This window comes from Mucilaginibacter sp. (genome assembly GCF_035492695.1).
In the GTDB taxonomy this organism is placed as follows: domain Bacteria; phylum Bacteroidota; class Bacteroidia; order Sphingobacteriales; family Sphingobacteriaceae; genus Mucilaginibacter.
In genome coordinates, this window is sequence record NZ_DATJJC010000007.1 from 255,262 (window position 1) to 275,103 (window position 19,842).

Consider the following 19,842-nt stretch of genomic DNA (forward strand, 5'->3'; position numbering starts at 1 on the left):
CACCCGGCTAAACATCCCATCTCAAGGTAACAAGAAGGCACGCTCAAAAATTCTTCATAAAATATTTTCACAACTTGCTGATTTTGAGTTTTTTAAAAAAGTACACCTGATCCGATTTTGTATAAAATATACTGAATCCGGCAACATGCAAATGTGCTGGCTCTTCAATAAGCCCCAAACCGATACCGTAAACTGTTCTTTAACTTATTTAAGGTGGTGAGTATGAAAAGAAGTTTACTTTTTAGTATTATTTTTTTAACCATTGGTTCCCTGTTTTTTGGCGGGACGGCTTTCGCACGGAAAAGAGTTACTAATATAAGTTACGGCACCCAAACAGGCACCGCTACAGCCGGAACCGGCACCTCGGTTACATATACCATAACGGTTACTGAGGGAAGCACCGCTTTCGGTACAACTTCCGCTGATGATATATTGCTTACATGGGCCAGTGGAACGCCCACTGGTGTAACCTGGTTGTTTTCATCCAGCCAGACTATGGGCGGCGGTGTAACGACCACAACGCCTACATTTACACCAAATGGAAGTAGCACCACCATTACTTTTACTGTCACAACTTCAAATTCAACTCCAGCGGGCACATACCCTTTTACGTTGCAATTTACTGATAATAATGGCGGCGGCGGCCCATGGACAAGCAGCGGCTTAGATCTGACCGTTGACGGAGGTGTACCAACCATTAGTTATACGGGGTCGCCTTTTAGCTATTATGCCGGTCAAACAATATCGTCTTTAACACCCACGGTAACGAATAACCCCACAAGTTATTCAATAAGCCCCGCCCTTCCGGCTGGTCTGTCATTCGATACCTCGACCGGTATCATTTCGGGAACACCTACTGCATCATCGTCGGCTACAACCTATACCATTACCGCAACAAACGCCAGCGGCAGCGGCAATACTACGGTTAATATTGCCGTGTTGTCGCCGACTATAGGTTATGCAGGGTCGCCGTATACTTATTTAACAGGAGTAACCATTTCGTCATTAACGCCAATAGTAACGGGAAGCCCATCGAGTTATTCGATAGGTACTGCGTTGCCGGCCGGTTTGTCTTTCAACACATCCACCGGTGTTATCTCGGGTACGCCGACTACAACCTCGGCAGCAACTAACTACGCCATAACTGCAAACTACCTTGCAGGTGTAACTGCGAGTACGACAATAAACATTAAAGTAAACCTGGGACCGCCGAATATTAGCTATACGCCTGCAACAATGAGCTATCCGTCCGGTACGGCTATAGGCACATGGTCGCCGGTAAATATTGGAGGCGCCGCAGCGAGCTGGTCTGTAAGCCCCGGCTTACCTGCCGGCTTGTCGCTTAATGCCAGTACCGGCGATATAACCGGGACACCAACAACTTTATCTTCTGCAACAACATATACTGTAACAGCAACTAACGTCGCCGGCAGTGGCAGTACAAGTATAACTATCACTATATTACCTGCTCCACCCGTCATAAGTTATACGCCATCTTCAAACACGTATACCGTAGGAACTGCAATAAGCTCATGGGCGCCCGTAAATACCGGCGGCGCAGCCACAAGCTGGTCTGCAAGCCCGTCGTTGCCAGCTGGTCTGACCCTTAATGCTACCACCGGTGTGATTACAGGTACTCCGACAGTTACTGATACAGCAGCCTTCACAATTACAGCAACCAATGCAGGCGGCAGCGGGACTGCAACGATAAACATAACAGTGCTCCCTAAAGCGCCGATAGTCAGCTACTCGCCGTCTACAGTTACTTATACCGTAGGTACAGCGATCACCCCGTTATCGCCTACTAATACAGGCGGCCCTGCCGATACTTATTCGATAGGTCCTTCATTGCCTGCGGGGTTGTCGTTCAACACAACGACGGGTGTGATTTCAGGTACACCTACTACAACTTCCCCGGCGACGACCTATGTAATTTCCGCCGACAATGACTCTGGTACAAGTACGACATCTGTTACGATAACTTGCAATAACCCGTCGGTGCCTAATATTAGTTATAGCCCGTCTGCCAAAACCGCAGTGGTGGGCACGGCTATTACAACCTGGACACCGACTAATTCAGGCGGCGCGGCAACCAGCTGGTCTATCAATACATCATTGCCGGCCGGCTTATCATTCAATACAAGTACGGGCGCCATAACCGGTACACCTACTGCTACATCGTCAGCCACTACATACACTGTAACCGCCACGAATGCCGCCGGCAGCGCAAGTACCACCATAACCTTAACCGTCAACCCCCAGGCTCCGGTTATTAGTTACACGCCGTCAACAAACACCTATTCTGTAGGGGCCACAATAAGTTCGCTAACTCCTGCCAATACAGGCGGAGCTGCAACAAGCTGGGCCATTACAGCCGGGGGATCATTGCCATCGGGTCTGTCATTTAATACATCTACAGGTGTGATATCTGGTACGCCAACGGCTACAAAGGCATCCACAACTTATACCATAACGGCTACGAATGCTACAGGCAGCGGAAGCACAACTATCACTATTAGCGTCAATAATAACGCTCCGAATATCAGCTACTCTCCCGGAACGGTTACCTACTCGGTAGGTACCACGATAACGCCTGCTTCACCAACCAACTCGGGCGGTGCAGCATCAACCTGGGCTATTACAGCCGGAGGCTCGTTGCCATCAGGGTTATCGTTGAATACCAGCACAGGTGTTATATCTGGTACGCCGACTGCAGTATTTCCGACAACTACGTTTACCATCAAGGCAACAAACTCATCCGGCAACTCGAGCACGAACCTGATCATCACGGTTAGTCCGCATGCCCCGGTTATTAGTTATACGCCTTCAACCAATGTCTACCGCCTTAATGCAACCATACCTAATTTAGACCCAGTTAATACTGGGGGGGCAGTTACAGGATACAGCTATGTTTCATCTGGTACGTCACTTACCGGTGCATCCTTAAGCGGGCCAAGTTTGATGACCATTGATGCATCGGGAAATATTTATGTGGCGAACTATAATAATAAGACCATAAGTAAATATAATTCCAGCAATGTGTATGTAGGTACCTACACAACGGGTAAGACTTTCACCAATCCTGAAGGTATAGTTTTCGACTCGGCGGGCAATTGTTATGTAGAAGACACCGGCGCAGGTGCCATTTATAAATTCAATTCGTCAGGGGTCTATCAATCAACCATTATTTCCGGGTTGAACCACCCGCTGGGTATTAGCATCGATCCCTCCGATAACTTATATATCGCGACCTATGTTTATACGTCGCCTTATACCAGCTCGGTAACGAAATATAATACATCGGGAACATTGCTCATGACCCTGAATAATTCGCAAATGGACCAGGCGGATGGTGTTGCAGTAGACGGTTCAGGAAATATTTACGTATTGAACCGTGCCCAGGATCAGGCCGGTACCAACAAAGGCTACGTAACAAAATATAATTCAGCAGGTACCTATCAGGGCGTATTCAGCAGTGGTTATGAAGATCCTTTAGCTATTTCCTGCGATCCTTCAGGAAACGTATTTGTGGCCGACTCGCATAATAACCAGGTGAAGATATACAGCTCAAACGGAGTGCTGCTTAATACCATCAACGGCTTTAACGATGTAGAAGGCTTTGTGGCCGATGGAAACGGTAACCTTTACGTTTCGGATTTCACTAATAATACAGTCAAGGAATTTGCGGCTAATGGCGGGTATCGCATTAGTTCGCCCCTTCCATTGGGCTTGAGTTTTGATACCTCGACAGGCGAGATCAGTGGAACGCCTGCTGTTACGTTCGGGCCAATAACGTATACTATTACTGCTTATAACATAACGGGAAGCGGCTCTACCACGGTTACTTTATCATGCGTCCAGTCGAATGATTGGATTGGGGTTACGAGTACCGATTGGAATACTGCGTCTAACTGGCGAAGTGGCGTAGTGCCCAATAATTCGCAATCCGCCCTGATAGGTGTTAACGAGTCATTTAATTATTTTCCGAACGTATTGACAGCGTCGGGTACGGTGAATGTGGGTTCGATACAATTTGGCAACGTTGGCAGCCAGTGGCCCGGTGTTAATGTAAATAGCGGAGCCACATTAAACGTGGTGGGCGCTATTACTTACCAAAGCGATGCAAGCTCGGGCCTGGGGTACAACGCAACATTGACCGGTTCAGGAATAATAACTGCGAACAGCATAAGCGTTATTTCAAATACAACGCTCGGAAGTTCATACACCAGTACAATGACCTCATCCGTTACAAACCTGAATATCACTACGAATGTTTCGTTAACATCGACGGCTTCGGGCGCCACTACTTTTAATTCAGCATTTAATCTTACAGGTGGTACGACTGTTCTAACAGGTGCTGTCCAAACTACAAATGCGACCGGCGCCACATCAACTTTTGCATTGGTCCCTACAGCCGCGACTACATTGAAGTTGGCTAACGCAACAGCGTTGTCCGGTTTATCAGCTACAGGAACGAACGTTATTACTTTCAATAATACTAACGGCACTGTTGAATATTCCGGCGCGGCCCAAACGGTCTACACGGCATCAGGCATTACCGGTCTGTCCTCGGGTGTTAGTTACCAGAATATTGCTTTCTCGGGCACAGGTATAAAGACTGCGTCGGGTAATTTGAATATCGCGGGTAATTTTACCAATAACATGACCAATGATGCTTCAAACTACCCGAATTTTACCGGCGCGACGGTAAGTTTCAATGGAACGACCCAGACCTTAAGCGCCGGATCGGGCAATGGCACAACATTTACCAATGTTAACTTCAGTGGAAATGGGACCAAAACCATGAGCAGCGGTATGTTTTATATCTCAAAATCGGGCGTTTTGACAATGCAGGGTAGTAGCAGCTCCACTATCTTAGCTGCCAATGGCAATCTGACATTGCTTTCAGTCTCGTCAGGTTCAGCGTCGATTGCTGCCATACCTACCGGGCCAAGTATTACAGGTACGGTAAACGTGCAACGTTATATAACAGGCGGGTCTGGTTACCGCAGTTACCGGCTTACATCGTCTCCGGTATATGCCGGCACTGTAAGCTCAAACAAGGTTTACAGCATTAACTATTTGCAAAACAGTATTTATCTCACCGGCGACGCAGGCGGCGGATTCGACAAAACAGGCAATCCGACTTTATACTTGTATCGCGAGGATATAACACCTTCAAATGCCACGTATATCAGCGGCAATTGGTGGGGCATCAGCAAGATCAATAATTCGCCCGCTTACACCTATTATCTTAATAGCGGTTCAACCGGTTATAATATTCCGGTAGGTAATGGCTATTTGTTCTTCTACCGTGGAAACAGGGCCGCAACAACGGTAGCCAATGAAACCGTTACCACCTACACCCCGGGTTCAGTTGCACTTACCGCCTCCGGCACACTAAACCAGGGCCAGGTTATAGTGCATCCGTGGAACAATGCCGCCTCTTCGACATTAAATTACACCGGTTCAGGTGCAGGCACAAATGCCCTTGTTCGTGGGTTCAATTTGGTTGGTAATCCTTATGCAAGTACTATCGACTGGGAATCGTTTAACACAACCACTACCACAAGCGGCATATATGGCAGTAATGTCGGTACTACGGTATACGAATTAAACCCTTTAACAAGCAATTTTGATACCTATCAGAAAGGCGGCGTTTACACCAACCACGGGCGCCGGTATATTGTAAGCGGGGAAGGCTTTTTTGTAGTTGCGAGCAATAGCAGCGCCCAGCTTATATTTAACGAGACATCCAAATCAACAGCACAAAATACAGGGCTCAATCTTTTTATGTCGTCAAAGGATAACCTTGCTGCTTTGAACAATAATATGATCGATCAGCATCTGCGTTTGCAATTGGCCATGGATACCATAAATACCGATGATATTTATATCGGGTTTAACTCTGCTGCAACTGAGAAGTTTATCAGCAACGAAGATGCACCGTACAGGCAGGGAAGTGGGAAAGTGGGCTTGTCAAGTATTTCGAGCGATGGCATTAACCTTGCTATTAACAGGCTGCCTTTGCCTGCAACAGCCAGGCAAACGGAAATTCCGTTGAACGTAACAGCGCGCACGCCCGGAGTTTATTCGCTTAACATGACCGAACTGGAGGCGATACCGCAAATTTACCAGGTTTGGCTGATGGACAATTATAAAAAGGACTCATCAGATATGCGTCACAACCAGACGTACGCATTTAATATTACCGGCGATACGACAACATTTGGCAAAAACCGGTTTAAGCTGGTGTTGCGCGAAGACCCTGCATTAATGGTGCATTTGCTAAACTTCACTGCGGCTAAAGTTACGCAGGGCGCAAAAGTATCATGGGTCACGGAAAATGAACAAAACTATACCCGTTTTACGGTTGAAAGAAGCACAGATGGAGGCGCCACTTTCAATGTACTTGGCGGCACACCTTCCAATGCGACAGGGATATATAACCTGTGGGATACCGCACCGGCTTCCAAAGACATGTATCGCTTAAAGATGGAGGACCTTAATGGTAATATTACCTATTCAAATGTGGTTACATTGATGTATACCGACAATGTGAACGGCCTGGCCAAAAGTAATATTTCACTCTATCCGAATCCTGCAAAAAGCTCCATCAACCTGACCATTAATCCGGCTTTTGGTTCGGGCCAAAAGATAAGCCAGACGGGTATCGGCATGACAAGCCTTGCCGCCTCGCCGGTCACAGCCGTTTACAATATCCGGATAGTAAGTTCAACAGGCGCCTTAATGAAAACAGCGACAACTACCCAAACCAATTGGCAAAATGATGTAAGCAGATTGCTGCCTGGCACATATATCCTGCAGGTAGTAGATAACAATAACTATCTTATAGGCGAGACGACCTTTGTGAAATTGTAAACCTGAACATTTAAAACGAGATGGGGATGAACGCAAGCTTATCCCCTTTTCTATTGTGCCTGCTCAGTTAGATAGCACCGATGTGGATGTTGATTCCCTAACGTCGAGCTTTGAAGGGCAGATAATTCTTTCATTCTTGATAAAAGTATCTCTTTCAATGGAATTGCAGATGAGGCGGGCGGCTTGTTGACCAATCTCGAAGGCAGGCTGTGTAATGGTACTTAAAGATGGCGACAAAATAGAGGCATACAAAAGATTCGAAAAACAAACCACTTTCAATTGATCGGGTATCGCAATGCGCTGTTGCTTGCAGGCATTATATATGGGAATGGTTAGCAACTCAACGGAGGCAACGATACCGTCGGGACGATGATGCGGGCTTGATAGAAGGATTTTAATTGCCTCCTCACTTTTGGTTTTATCCGTGGGGATCTGGTAAACATTTTTCGTAGGGTCTTCAATGTTGTTTTCGTGAAGTGCCCTGATAAATCCATCCATTCTTTTTCGAAGGATTGAAAGCCCCTCTGATATAGAAAGGAAATAGATCTTTTTACAGCCTTGCTCTGCCAGGTGCCGGGCGGCAATATAACCGCCTTCAAAATCATCGGTTACAACTTTGCCGGCCTCAATATCATCTGCCACTCTGTCAAAAAAAACCAGGGGGATACCATGATCGGCCAGCTTTTTCAGATGACAGTTGTCGGTAGCCTCTCTGCACACCGATATCAAAACTCCGTCTACCCGTCCATCCGATAATACTTTAATGATATCTTCTTCTTTCGACCTGAGGTCATTTGTTATATAAACATTAATGTGATACCCTTTTTCCTGGGTTACCGCTTCGATCCCCTTTATGGCTAATGAAAAGAAACTATCTACAATTTCCGGAACAATAACGGCGACGGTTCTGCTTTTCCTGCTCTTTAGCCCGCTCGCAAAATGATTAGGTATATAGTTCAGCTCCTGCGCCGCGGCTAACACTTTCGCCTTGGTTGCGGCGCTGATCTCATGGCTATCCTTCAGTGCTTTGGAGACAGTACCTTTTGATAAACCAAGCTTTTCAGCAAGGAGTTTAATGGAAGTATTGCTTTGAAAACCACTCATTAGGCTCGGAAGGAGTTATAAAAGTATAACAAGTTATCAAAATAATATTGAAAAACAATAGTTAGGCTCCTAAGGTCTTACTTTATTTGCATTTTTAAAAAGATTTTCATCTTTTTAAAAAATAAGACATAAACGCAACCGGTTTCGTAAATAAATTCGCTTACTCGCGACGCAATTGTCTTATCAAAAATTACATTCGTGTAGCAAAACCAGCGGATCGTAAATAGTTGAGCCGCAAGAATAAATAAAGAATTAGTGTATAATTTACAATAAGTGTTGCTCTGACATGTAATGAAATCTCTACTAAAATTATTTCTTATTCTTTATTGCCTGTCGGTGTTTGCGTGCACACGCAAGCCGGATACGGTATTCACCGAGATCGAACCTTCTTATTCAAATATTATTTTCAGAAATGATATTGAAGAAACAAAAGAGCAAAATATCCTTACCTACGAGTATTTATACAATGGCGGCGGCGTTGCCGTTGGCGATTTGAACAACGATGGGCTGCCGGATGTCTTTTTCACCGGCAACATGTCGCCAAATAAGCTTTATCTCAATAAAGGCAACTTCAAATTTGAAGATATAACGGAGCAAGCCGGTGTTAAGGGGCGCGACAGGTGGAAAACCGGTGTGGTTATGGCCGATGTGAATGGCGATGGCTTGCTTGATATTTATGTTTGCTACTCGGGCGTGGGCAGCGATTCAGCAAGGGCAAATGAATTATATATCAACAACGGAAGCAAAAACGGCATCCCAACCTTTACCGAAAGTGCCAAGACCTACGGTCTTGATGCAACAGGCACTTTTTCAACCTCGGCTGTTTTTTTTGATATGGATAACGATGGCGACCTGGATATGTTCCTGGTCGATCATGCTAACGAATTCTTCAATCCCTTTTTTAATACTGAAAAGCTGCGAAAAACAAGGAACGCCAAATTTGGGAACAGGCTGTACCGTAATGATAACGGGCATTTTACCGATATCAGCGATCAGGCGCATATTGATGGCAGCGGACTCAATTTTAGCCTAAGCGCCTCGGTAAGTGATATTAACGGCGACGGATGGCCCGATATTTACGTGACCAATGATTACGACGAACGTGATTTTTTATACTTAAATAACCATGACGGCACCTTTAGGGAGGTGCTGACCAAAGCGACGAAACATATTTCGGAATTTGCCATGGGCAGCGATATAGCGGACTTCAACAACGACAACCGCCCGGATGTTGTGGAATTGGACATGCTGCCCGAAGACAATCACCGGCAAAAGCTGCTGCGCGGGGCCGATAATTATGATAAATTTCAGTTACTGGTCGAACATGGATTCCATAAGCAGTTGATGCGGAATTCCCTGCAGCTCAATAACGGGAATAGTGCCGATGGCACGCCGATGTTGTCCGAAATTGGCCAGATGGCGGGCGTATCAAACACCGACTGGAGCTGGGCGCCGCTTTTCGCCGACCTTGACAACGATGGCTGGAAGGATCTGTTCGTTACCAACGGTATCCTGAAGGATATGACAAACCTCGACTTTGTGAAGTATTCGTCAGGGTATTCGCCCCAATACATTAAAGAGAAACAGGATAAAAGCGAAATATGGGAGCTTGTTAAAAAAATGCCAACCACCATGCTTACCAACTACCTGTTCAAAAACAACGGCGATTTAACATTTGCCAATGTAACTGCAAATTGGGGGCTGACAAAACTGGGGGTAAGTAATGGCGCTGTTTACGCTGATTTGGATGGCGATGGCGACCTGGACCTGGTCATCAATCAGTTAGATGGTGTAGCAACCGTTTACCGGAATAACACTTCAGAGCGATCGCATAAATCTAATTTTCTAAGATTGCAACTTAAGGGAGCTAACAAAAACACATCAGGCATAGGGGCAAAGGTTTATGTGACAACTGAACACAACAGCCAATTCCAGGAGCAATATTTCAACAGGGGCTTTCAGTCCTCGGTCGACCCGGTGCTGCATTTCGGCCTTGGACACGACAGCATTATCCGGTCTTTAAAAGTAGTTTGGCCGACAGGGGAAGTATCGGAGTTGAAGAATATTAAGGCAGACAGGTTAATTGTAATTGAACAAAAGAATGCCGCGCCGCTAAAAAATATCCCTGACAAAGAAAATACAAAGCCACTGTTTAAAGATGTAACTGCAACCTCGGGAATTAACTTTACTGATAAGGCATCATCCTACGTCGACTTTAAAATCTCTCCGTTACTACCTTACCAGGTTTCAAAAATGGGGCCCTGCATCGCTAAGGCCGATGTAAATGGGGACGGCTTGGAAGATGTATTTATTGGTGCAGGCATAGGTCAGTCCAGCCAGCTATATCTTCAAACGCGGGATGGTCATTTTGTGCTTGCTCCGTCCCAGCCATGGAACAGCAATACGCTTCCTTTCAATGCTGACGCCTTGTTTTTTGATGCGGACGGCGACGGGGATTTGGACATGTACCTTGTAAGTGGCGGTGCTGAATATCCATCAGGCAATGAAAACTACCAGGATCGTCTTTTTGAAAATGACGGGAAAGGCAATTTTAAACAGGTTTTAAATGCCCTGCCCAAAGAATTCATCAGCGCGAGTTGTGCCCGGGCAGCGGATATTGATCACGACGGGAAAATTGATCTTTTCATCGGGGGCAGGTATAAACCGGGGATGTTCCCTATGGCGCCGCCCAGCTATATACTTAAAAACGTCAGCAGTAAGGGGAAAATTCAGTTCGAAGAAGATCATTCGCAAAAAGATACCACGCTACGTAACCCCGGTATGGTGACAGACGCCGTTTGGGTTGACCTAAATAAAGACGGATGGATGGACCTGGTTGTAGTGGGCCAGTTTATGCCCGTTACGGTCTTTGAAAATCAAAAGGGATCGCTTATTAACCAAACTAAAGAATATGGCCTTGCCGGTACCAATGGCTGGTGGAGCAGGATAGCTGCTGCCGATCTGGACGGCGATGGCAATACCGACCTGATTGCCGGTAATTTGGGATTGAACACCCAGCTTAAAGCGTCGCCGGACGAGCCCGTTACGATCACTTGCTCCGATTTCAATAATGACGGGCAAATGCTGCCGGTTTTGTGTTATTATATACAGGGCAAAAGTTATCCCTATTACACAAGGGATGAGCTGATGGACCAGATGCCCTGGTTACAGAAGAAGTTCGGGCGCTATGCCGACTTCGCAGATGCCCGGTTATCGGATCTTTTTCCGCCCGAAAAACTAGCTGCGGCCACAACCGTGAAGGTCAATATGCTCGAGTCGGCCGAGCTTAAAAATTCGGGCCATCGGCATCTTACTATAAAGAAATTACCGTCTCCGGCGCAAACAAGTATGGTGAATGGCATTGTGCCGGGTGATATCGGGCCAAACGGGGAAAAATACCTCATCCTTGCCGGTAATTTTTACCCCTTCCGGGTACAATTCGGTCCGCTGGATGCCGGTATCGGGACTATTCTAAAGACAGACGGGAAAGGGGGCTTTTCATCTCTCGGATATACGGAAACGGGGCTTGATATAAGTGGCGACGTGAGAAACCTGGTACGGGTTAACGATGCTAAAGGCGGGTATTGGCTGATTGCAGCCAAAAGTAACGATGCCGTGCAGGTTTGGCGGCGCGATCATTAGGAGTAACATATAAATTCAATTACACAGCATGTTGAAATAACTATCCAACCACATATTCACTAATTAATTATTAACAACCTTTTGAAATAAAACCAAACTCCATGATTCAAATTTTAAAAGAAAAGTTCCTTGTTGAGAGAAGATTTTATCAGAGATCTTTAGTAAAGCCGGGTGTGCTTACTCTCTTTTTTGTCGCGATCTTGATCGTACAAACAAGGGCAGGTGGAATTACCGCAGGCGGAATTCCAACGTATCTAAAGAGCCCTGCGGTATCTGCAGGGACGATCATCAAAGGCGTAGTCCTTGATGAAAGCAACGCCCCGGTACCCGGCGCTACCGTCGCTATTAAAAAGATCGGCGTAGCGGGCACTACCGATGTTAACGGAAGGTTTCAGTTGAATGTACCGCCGGGCGAGTATGACCTGTACGTTTCGTACATTGGGATGAAACCGGTTACCAAACACATCATTGTAGGCGACAGCACCCCAGCCGACATTTTCATCGTACTTCCCGCGGCTGTCGGCGTTCTTAATGAAGTTGTAGTTGTTGGATACGGCTCGCAGTCAAAGAGAAATGTTACCGGCTCCATTGTCAGTGTAAAAGGTGAGGACCTGAAAAACCTTCCGGTTAGTAACCCTGCTGATGCGTTACAGGGCCGTGCTTCGGGTGTGGACATTGTCAGGAATGACGGCGCACCGGGTGGTACACCAAGTATTCGTATCAGGGGTACCGGTACCATCAATAATGCCGATCCGCTTGTGATCATTGACGGTGTACCGGCCGGAGGGCTGAACGATGTAAATGCCAATGATATTGCCACCATCGATATATTAAAGGATGCATCCGCATCAGCTATCTATGGTTCAAGGGCGGCCAACGGCGTTGTAATTATCACCACCAAAAAGGGCAACTTTAATGAAAAGCTGAAAACCAGTGTGAACCTGTATGCAGGTGAGAACAGCCCTGTTAAATTTATTAAGATGCTAACGGCTCCGGAGTTGGCGAAACTTAAGATCGAATCGTATACCAACGATGATCTTACCCCGCCGACAATTTGGGCCAACCCGTATTATTCAGTTCAGCGGACCGACTGGCAGCGTGCCCTGATGGGTACGGGCCATGTGCAGAATGCTGATTTTGCTGTAAGGGGAGGTAACACCAGTTCGGTTTACAGCTTTTCGGGTAACTATTATAACGAAACAGGTATGATCCCCAATTCGCTGTTTACCCGTTATAATTTTAGGGTTAACTCCGAACATAAGGTTACTTCGAGAATAAAAGTTGGCGAAAATATACTTTACTCCAACTCCAACAATACATCGCCGGATACACGGTCGACCCAGGCGGGATTAGTTTGGAGCGCCATTCGTTTCAATCCGGCCATACCGGTCATGAATCCCGACGGCTCATACGGCTCGTCACAGGCCGATAACCAGCTTGGCGACATCAATAACCCGGTTGCGACAGCACGACTAACCGATGCCTATAACAAGGTGAACAGGCTGCTTGCCAATGGGTATGCCGAAGTTGAGATAGTAGAAGGATTAAAAATAAAAGCCAACTATGCCTATGACAATAATTACTCAGACTATTATAATTTCCAGGTGCCAATGCCCGATCAAACCCGTGGGCCTTCCATCGCGTCCCTTAACCAGGGTTACAGCAAAGGCTCGTCGTTGTTGGAAGAGTATTTCCTAACCTACAACAAAATATTTAACAACGTGCACGAAGTTACGCTGACAGGTGGTTACTCCGCACAATTGATCAAGGGTAATTATGTAAATGCTTCCCGTTCGGGCTTTACGGATATAGACCCCGATCAGCGTGTGCTGAACCTTGGCAATAGCGCCAACAACAGCGGCAACAATAACCCAACCGAAGGCTTGCAGTCGTATTTCGTAAGGGGTAATTACGCTTATAATAGTAAGTATTTGCTCACCGTAACCATGCGTGCCGACGGTTCGAGCAAATTTGCACCCGGTAAACAATGGGGCTATTTCCCGGCCTTTTCTGCCGGTTGGCGCATCTCGGACGAAAATTTTTATGGCGATGGTCTCAAAAATATCTTCAGCTCGTTAAAACTTACCGGCGGCTGGGGGCAGTTAGGCAATCAAAACATCGGAAATTTTCAATACCTCAGCACGCTGGGCTATGCCACCAACTATGGATATGCTTTGGGAACAGGCACGGTTTTACAAAGCGGTGCTTTTATAACCGGCTTGGCTAATCCTAACATTACCTGGGAAAGGGCCAGCGAGACCAACATCGCGTTAGAGTTTTCGGCTTTGAAAGAGCACTTAACAGGTTCTGTTACCTATTTTAATAAGAACACCACCGACATGCTGATCCCGTACCAGCTTGTAGAGACTTTCGGCGCCCAAACTAATTTGCCGGACGATCCCGGAAACATCACTTTGCCAAATCAAAACATTGGTGAAATGAATAACCACGGTATCGAGATAGATCTCAACTATCACAACAACGCAGGGAAATTGAAATACTCGTTCGGCGCGAACGCGTCCTTTCTAAAGAATAAAGTAACAAAACTCTACGGGCAGTCCAACTATATCGGTTCCACGTCTTATGGTCGGGAGAATGTTGATATCTCGCGTACTTACGAGGGACAGTCAATTGCATCGTTTTATGGATTTAAAACAAACGGACTTTACCAGACGCAGGCGGATATCGATAATGATCCTAATATCAAAAATGACCCAAACAAAGGCAACATAAAGCCAGGCGATGTAAGGTTTTTGGACCTGAACGGAGATGGGGTAGTTGATGATAAGGACCGTACCAATCTCGGCAATCCTAACCCTAAGGTTGTATTCGGCGTTCATGGCTCACTCGCCTATAAGAATTTTGATTTTGCCTTCAACTTTGCCGGCGAAGCGGGCTTTAAATTATACAATGCCGATCGCCTTGCAGGTTTAGACGGGACACAGGTTTTCAATTGGTATGCCGAACAGGAGGGGAGATGGCACGGGCAGGGGACCAGCAATACAATTCCGCGCCTGTCCAATTCAAATTTGAATAACAACTACCGCTCATCAGATATGTGGGTTGAAAACGGGACCTACATAGCTTTAAAGAGCGTTTCACTCGGGTACACTTTTGCAAAGAAGAGTATAGCCGATGTACAGTTGCCTGATATACGGGTATATGTTAGTTCATATAATGTTTTCACGATCACGGGATATAAAGGATATACACCTGAGTTGGGCTACACCAGTTCGGGCAATAACCCTGCAAACTCGCAAAAAGGGGTCGACGTTGCTCAATACCCAAGCGCGCGAAACGTAACCTTTGGAGTGACAGCTAATTTTTAACTTATTAGAGCAAAGAATTATGAATTCAAACAGATACAAATTATTAAGCATATTATGTATTAGCATGATATGTATGGAAAGCTGTATTAAAAAGCCTCTCGATCAGAAACCGACGGGCTCGTACACTACGGCTACCTACTGGCGTAACCAGAATGATGTTATTGCCAATGTTTTGGGGATATATAATGTCCTCTATGTCGAAGATTGGGTAGGGCACGCGCTATATACTTACGACGACCAGTCGGACGATATTTATGTGGCGGGCGACCACTCCGACTTCCAGGCGGTTGGTAACCTGAATGCGGACCCTTCTTTGCAAGTGATTTATTATACGTGGCCTTTTGCGTACGAACAGATAGGCAGGGCAAATAATGCTATATTTTATATCCCCAAAGTTCCGGTGATGGACGATGCGATCCGTAACCGCTCGATGGGCGAAGCTTATTTCCTTAGGGCTTATGCTTATTTTTTACTAAGCCAGATATATGGTGAAGTGCCGATAATAACCGAAGCGAACGTACAGGCAAGTAACTACAATGTTCCGAAAGCAACATTGGACCAGGTGCGGGCACAGGTTGAATCGGATCTTTTGAAAGCGATAAACCTGCTCCCCGAAACCTATGATGCTGCTGATAAAGGGCGGGTAAGTAAAGGCGCGGCCGAAGGATTGCTGAGTAAACTGTACCTGTTTGAAGACGATTTTGCTAAATCTATTCAATATGGTACCGCGGTTATTAATGATGCCAATTACTCGTTGGCCCCAAACTACGACGATAACTTTACGCCGGGTATCCAGCAAACTACCAGCAACGAGTTATTATTTGCCGTGTGGAATCAAAACGGCGAAATTTCAGGATCGGTGCAGTCTCCCATGGCTATCTACTTTTCTCCCCGGCCATGGCAGGGATGGGGCTTTCACCACCCGACACAAAACTTCGTAGACGAATTTGAAGCCGGTGATAAAAGGGAAAAGACTACGGTTTTAGCAGTCGGCGATTCTATCCCTTATCAAACCAACCTGTCGACCATATCGGCAGAGGACGCTGTGCAAATGTTTGCCGGGAAAGCCGGGCAATCAACAGGCAGGATGCTGCCGAGTATGTCGACCACCGGTTACTACATCCGGAAATATACGGCCTACATGCCAAGCGGCGACGGAAACCTGAATTTTGACCTGAAGCAGCCCCTGCTGAGAACGGCTGAGATATACCTGATAGTAGCCGAAGCCAAGATCAGGCAATCAGGCGCTGGCAGCGGCGATGCGGAAATTAATGCAGTACGGGTAAGAGCAGGCCTTGATCCGGTAGCCGGAGCCGGGATGAAACAACTCATCCATGAAAAAAGAGTCGAATTAGGTGGCGAAAATGTACGCTGGCAGGATTTGCTGCGTTGGGATAAGGACCAGATAGTGAATTTGGATACCATTGTAGGCAAGCCAAAGAAAGCATCGCCGCTGCCGCCTTACAACGGTGCCGTTATTGTGCCGGCGAGAACCTTCCAAAGGCCGAAGGATTATTTTATGCCAATACCTCAAAAAATAATTGATGAAAGTAAAGGAGTTATCAAGCAAAACCCTAATTATTAACAGGGTCTGTACTATTAATTCTGAGATTAGTTGATTGATTAATGGGTGATCCGCAAGGAGCCCATTAATTTTTTCTTAAAGAGCTTTTTAACCAATGATATAACAAAATAACTATGAAAAATCAAAATCAAGATGAGATGTCGCCCATGTCGTCACTTGAAGATTGGGACGACGATGTATTGAAAAGATATCCTGAACCCGGCAAGCCGGCAAAAAGCAAGGAGGAATACCGGAATTACGATAGCCCCGAAATTGATGGTGTACGCGAATTTTATCGCCTTAACCACAAATATCAAACCTATGATAATGTGTTGGCCAAAAAAGCAAACTTTTTGCAGTTCGATAAAAAAGAAATGCCCTGGTGGTCGGCTATGGAATACCTGAACACCCTGATAGATGATTCGGACCCCGATACCCAGCTCGATCAGTTACAGCATTTGCTGCAAACCGCCGAAGCCATCAGGGCCGACGGTTATCCAGATTGGTTCATACTCACCGGTTTCATACATGATCTCGGAAAAGTGCTTTGCCTTTTTGGCGAACCGCAATGGAATGTGGTAGGCGATTCGTTCCCTGTTGGCTGCAAGTTTTCGGATAAGATTGTTTACCCGGAGTTTTTTGCCGCAAATCCTGACATACAGGATGAGCGTTTTAATACACCGTACGGAGTGTACTCGCACCAATGCGGTTTGGATAATGTACACATGTCGTGGGGGCACGATGAGTACCTGTACCATTTGGTAAAGGATTACCTGCCCGAGCCAGCCTTGTACATGATCCGCTATCACTCCTTTTATTCACAACACCGTGAGCGCGCATATGATCACCTGTTGAATGCACATGACCAGGAGATGTTTAAATGGGTAGATAAATTCAACCCTTATGATCTTTATTCAAAAAGTCCAGTAGCACCGGTCGTGTCCGAACTGAAGCCGTATTACGAGGACCTGATCGCAAAATACTTGCCTTCGACGGTTAAATTATAAATATATCATCGCACACTGCTAAGCAGGCCCCTGGGATGTTACCGGGCAACCGGTGGCATCCCTGAAGGCGGGGGTGTCGCACTTTACTAACGGAGGAATTCCGATATTATCCTCATGAAAAAATACCTGTTTACGTTAATTATTCTTACGTTAAGTTATTACTCCAATGCCCAGGTAAGCCAGGCCGATTCAAAGGCGTTTATCGAACGGGTGATCCCCGGCAGGGCAGGTTCATTTTTGATAGAAAGCATTCCGCAGGAAAATGGCAGGGATGTATTTGAACTGGACGGAGATGGCAGCAAAATAATATTGCGGGGCAATAATGTGCTGTCAATTGCATCGGCATTAAATTACTACCTCAAAAACTATTGCTTTTGCGATATAGGTTGGAACGGCACAAATCTTAATATACCCGTCGTACTGCCCCCTGTGAAAACCAGGGTACATAAAACTACGCCCTATACTTATCGCTACTACCTGAATTATTGCACGTTTAATTATTCCATGTCGTGGTGGGATTGGGACCGCTGGCAAAAAGAAATAGACTGGATGGCGTTGAACGGTATAAATATGCCGCTGGCCATCACCGGTGAAGAAGCAATTTGGCAGGATGTTTATAAGAGTATGGGCTTTACAAACAAACAACTGGATGCTTTTTTTTGTGGACCGGCCTATTTTTCCTGGTTTTGGATGGGCAACCTGGATGCCTGGGGAGGCCCGCTGCCCCAACACTGGATGGACACTCATAAAGCACTGCAAAAAAAGATATTGGAGCGTGAACGTTCATTCGGCATGACGCCGGTCTTGTCGTCATTTACCGGGCATGTGCCGCCGTCATTTAAAGACAGGTTCCCTTCAGCGAAAGTCAAAAAAACTAATTGGGGCGCAGGTTTCCCCGACGTCTACATCCTTGACCCGGACGACCCGATGTTCGAAATGATAGGAAAAAAGTATATCGAGGCTCAAAATGCCGAATTTGGAACGGACCATTTGTATTCGGCCGATACATTTAACGAGAACGACCCGCCAACCAATGATTCCACCTATCTGGATGGAATGAGCAAAAAAGTGTTCCATTCCATGACCATAGCCGACCCTAAAGCCGTTTGGGTAATGCAGGGTTGGATGTTCCATTATAACAGCAAGTTTTGGCAGCCTCAGCAGATAAAAGCTTTGCTGAATGCGATACCAAACGATCAAATGGTAATTTTGGATCTTTATAGCGAATCGCACCCGGTATGGAACCGTACCGAAGCTTACTATGGCAAGCCCTGGATATGGAGCATGCTGCAGAACTTTGGCGGTAACATCAGCCTGTTTGGCCGTATGCGCCACGTAGCCGTCGACCCGGCTATAGCCCTGCACGACCCTGAGTCAAAAAGCATGACCGGGATAGGCGTCACACCGGAAGGGATAGAACAAAACCCGGCCCTGTTTGAACTGATGCTTGAAAACGTTTGGCGAGATACCCCTATTGACGCCGATGCATGGATAAAAGATTATGCCCGCAGGCGTTATGGCGAAAGCAATCGATCAGCTGAACGGGCCTGGCATATCCTGTTGAATACCGTTTACAGCAGCGGGCTTACCGAAGGCGGACCCGAATCGATCATTGTGGCAAGGCCTACACTGAAAAAGGCTGTGGACAGGGTATTAACCAAATTGGATTATGACCCCGGGCAATTATTTGAAGCCTGGGATCTGATGGTAAATGCATCGGATAGTCTAAAGCGAAGTGATGGCTTTCAGTACGACCTGGTGGATATAACCCGGCAGGTGCTGGCAAATTATGCGTCGCCCTTACAGCAAAAGATGGCAGCAGCCTATAATGATCGCGACAAAGAACTATCCAAAAAATATAGCGCTGCTTTTTTGGAGTTGATGGATGATATGGACGATCTGCTGAGTACGCGGAGAGACTTCTTATTGGGCAAATGGATCAATGAAGCGCGGGCAAACGGTATAACAGATCAGGAAAAAAACCTGTATGAATTTAATGCTAGGGACATTGTGACCCTTTGGGGAGATAAAGAAAGTGGCCTTAGCGAATATTCGAACAGGCAATGGGCGGGGTTGATCAAAGGTTATTATAAGCAGCGCTGGGCGTTATTCTTTAAACAAATGGATAAAGCGTTAGCCACCGGAGTATCTTTTAATCCAAAAGAATTTGACAAACAGGTAAAGGACTGGGAATGGAAATGGGTTAATACGCACGATAACGCCTATCCGGGTGAGATAAAAGGTGATGCGGTAGAAAAATCAAAACAACTGTTCGAAAAGTATCATAATATTATAAAGCAATCTTTCTGAAAGT

At 46.2% G+C, this 19,842-nt stretch carries 7 protein-coding genes; 6 read left to right on the forward strand and 1 reads right to left on the reverse strand.

All coding sequences use genetic code 11. From position 1 onward, the window contains the following. The first annotated feature begins 222 nt into the window (after positions 1–222). Positions 223–6,882: a putative Ig domain-containing protein gene (locus tag VL525_RS05315; RefSeq protein WP_325384123.1), complete on the forward strand. Its 6,660-nt coding sequence runs from the start codon at positions 223–225 to the stop codon at positions 6,880–6,882. A gap of 63 nt (positions 6,883–6,945) precedes the next feature. On the opposite strand, the gene VL525_RS05320 is transcribed toward VL525_RS05315, so the two are convergent. After that, positions 6,946–7,986 carry a LacI family DNA-binding transcriptional regulator gene (locus VL525_RS05320; protein ID WP_325384125.1) on the reverse strand — a complete coding sequence of 347 codons (1,041 nt, stop codon included), beginning with the start codon at positions 7,984–7,986 and terminating at the stop codon, positions 6,946–6,948. Positions 7,987–8,277: 291 nt separating this feature from the next. On the opposite strand from VL525_RS05320, the gene VL525_RS05325 reads away from it, so the two are divergent. From VL525_RS05325 to VL525_RS05345, 5 genes are all read left to right on the forward strand, one after another. Continuing rightward, positions 8,278–11,628 (forward strand): VCBS repeat-containing protein, encoded by a 3,351-nt coding sequence (locus tag VL525_RS05325; RefSeq protein ID WP_325384127.1) that lies wholly within the window; start codon positions 8,278–8,280, stop codon positions 11,626–11,628. Between the two features lie 101 nt (positions 11,629–11,729). After that, the gene (locus VL525_RS05330; RefSeq protein WP_325384129.1) at positions 11,730–14,957 is read left to right on the forward strand and encodes a TonB-dependent receptor; all 3,228 of its coding nucleotides are present in this window, start codon (positions 11,730–11,732) and stop codon (positions 14,955–14,957) included. 73 nt (positions 14,958–15,030) lie between these two features. Beyond that, the gene (locus tag VL525_RS05335) at positions 15,031–16,542 is read left to right on the forward strand and encodes a RagB/SusD family nutrient uptake outer membrane protein (protein ID WP_325384131.1); all 1,512 of its coding nucleotides are present in this window, start codon (positions 15,031–15,033) and stop codon (positions 16,540–16,542) included. A gap of 113 nt (positions 16,543–16,655) precedes the next feature. Continuing rightward, complete coding sequence (locus VL525_RS05340; RefSeq protein ID WP_325384133.1) at positions 16,656–17,528, forward strand: inositol oxygenase family protein; 873 nt, start codon at positions 16,656–16,658, stop codon at positions 17,526–17,528. 114 nt (positions 17,529–17,642) lie between these two features. Continuing rightward, a complete protein-coding gene (locus VL525_RS05345) occupies positions 17,643–19,838 on the forward strand; it encodes an alpha-N-acetylglucosaminidase (RefSeq protein WP_325384135.1) in 2,196 nt (731 codons plus the stop codon). The last annotated feature ends 4 nt before the right edge of the window (positions 19,839–19,842 follow it).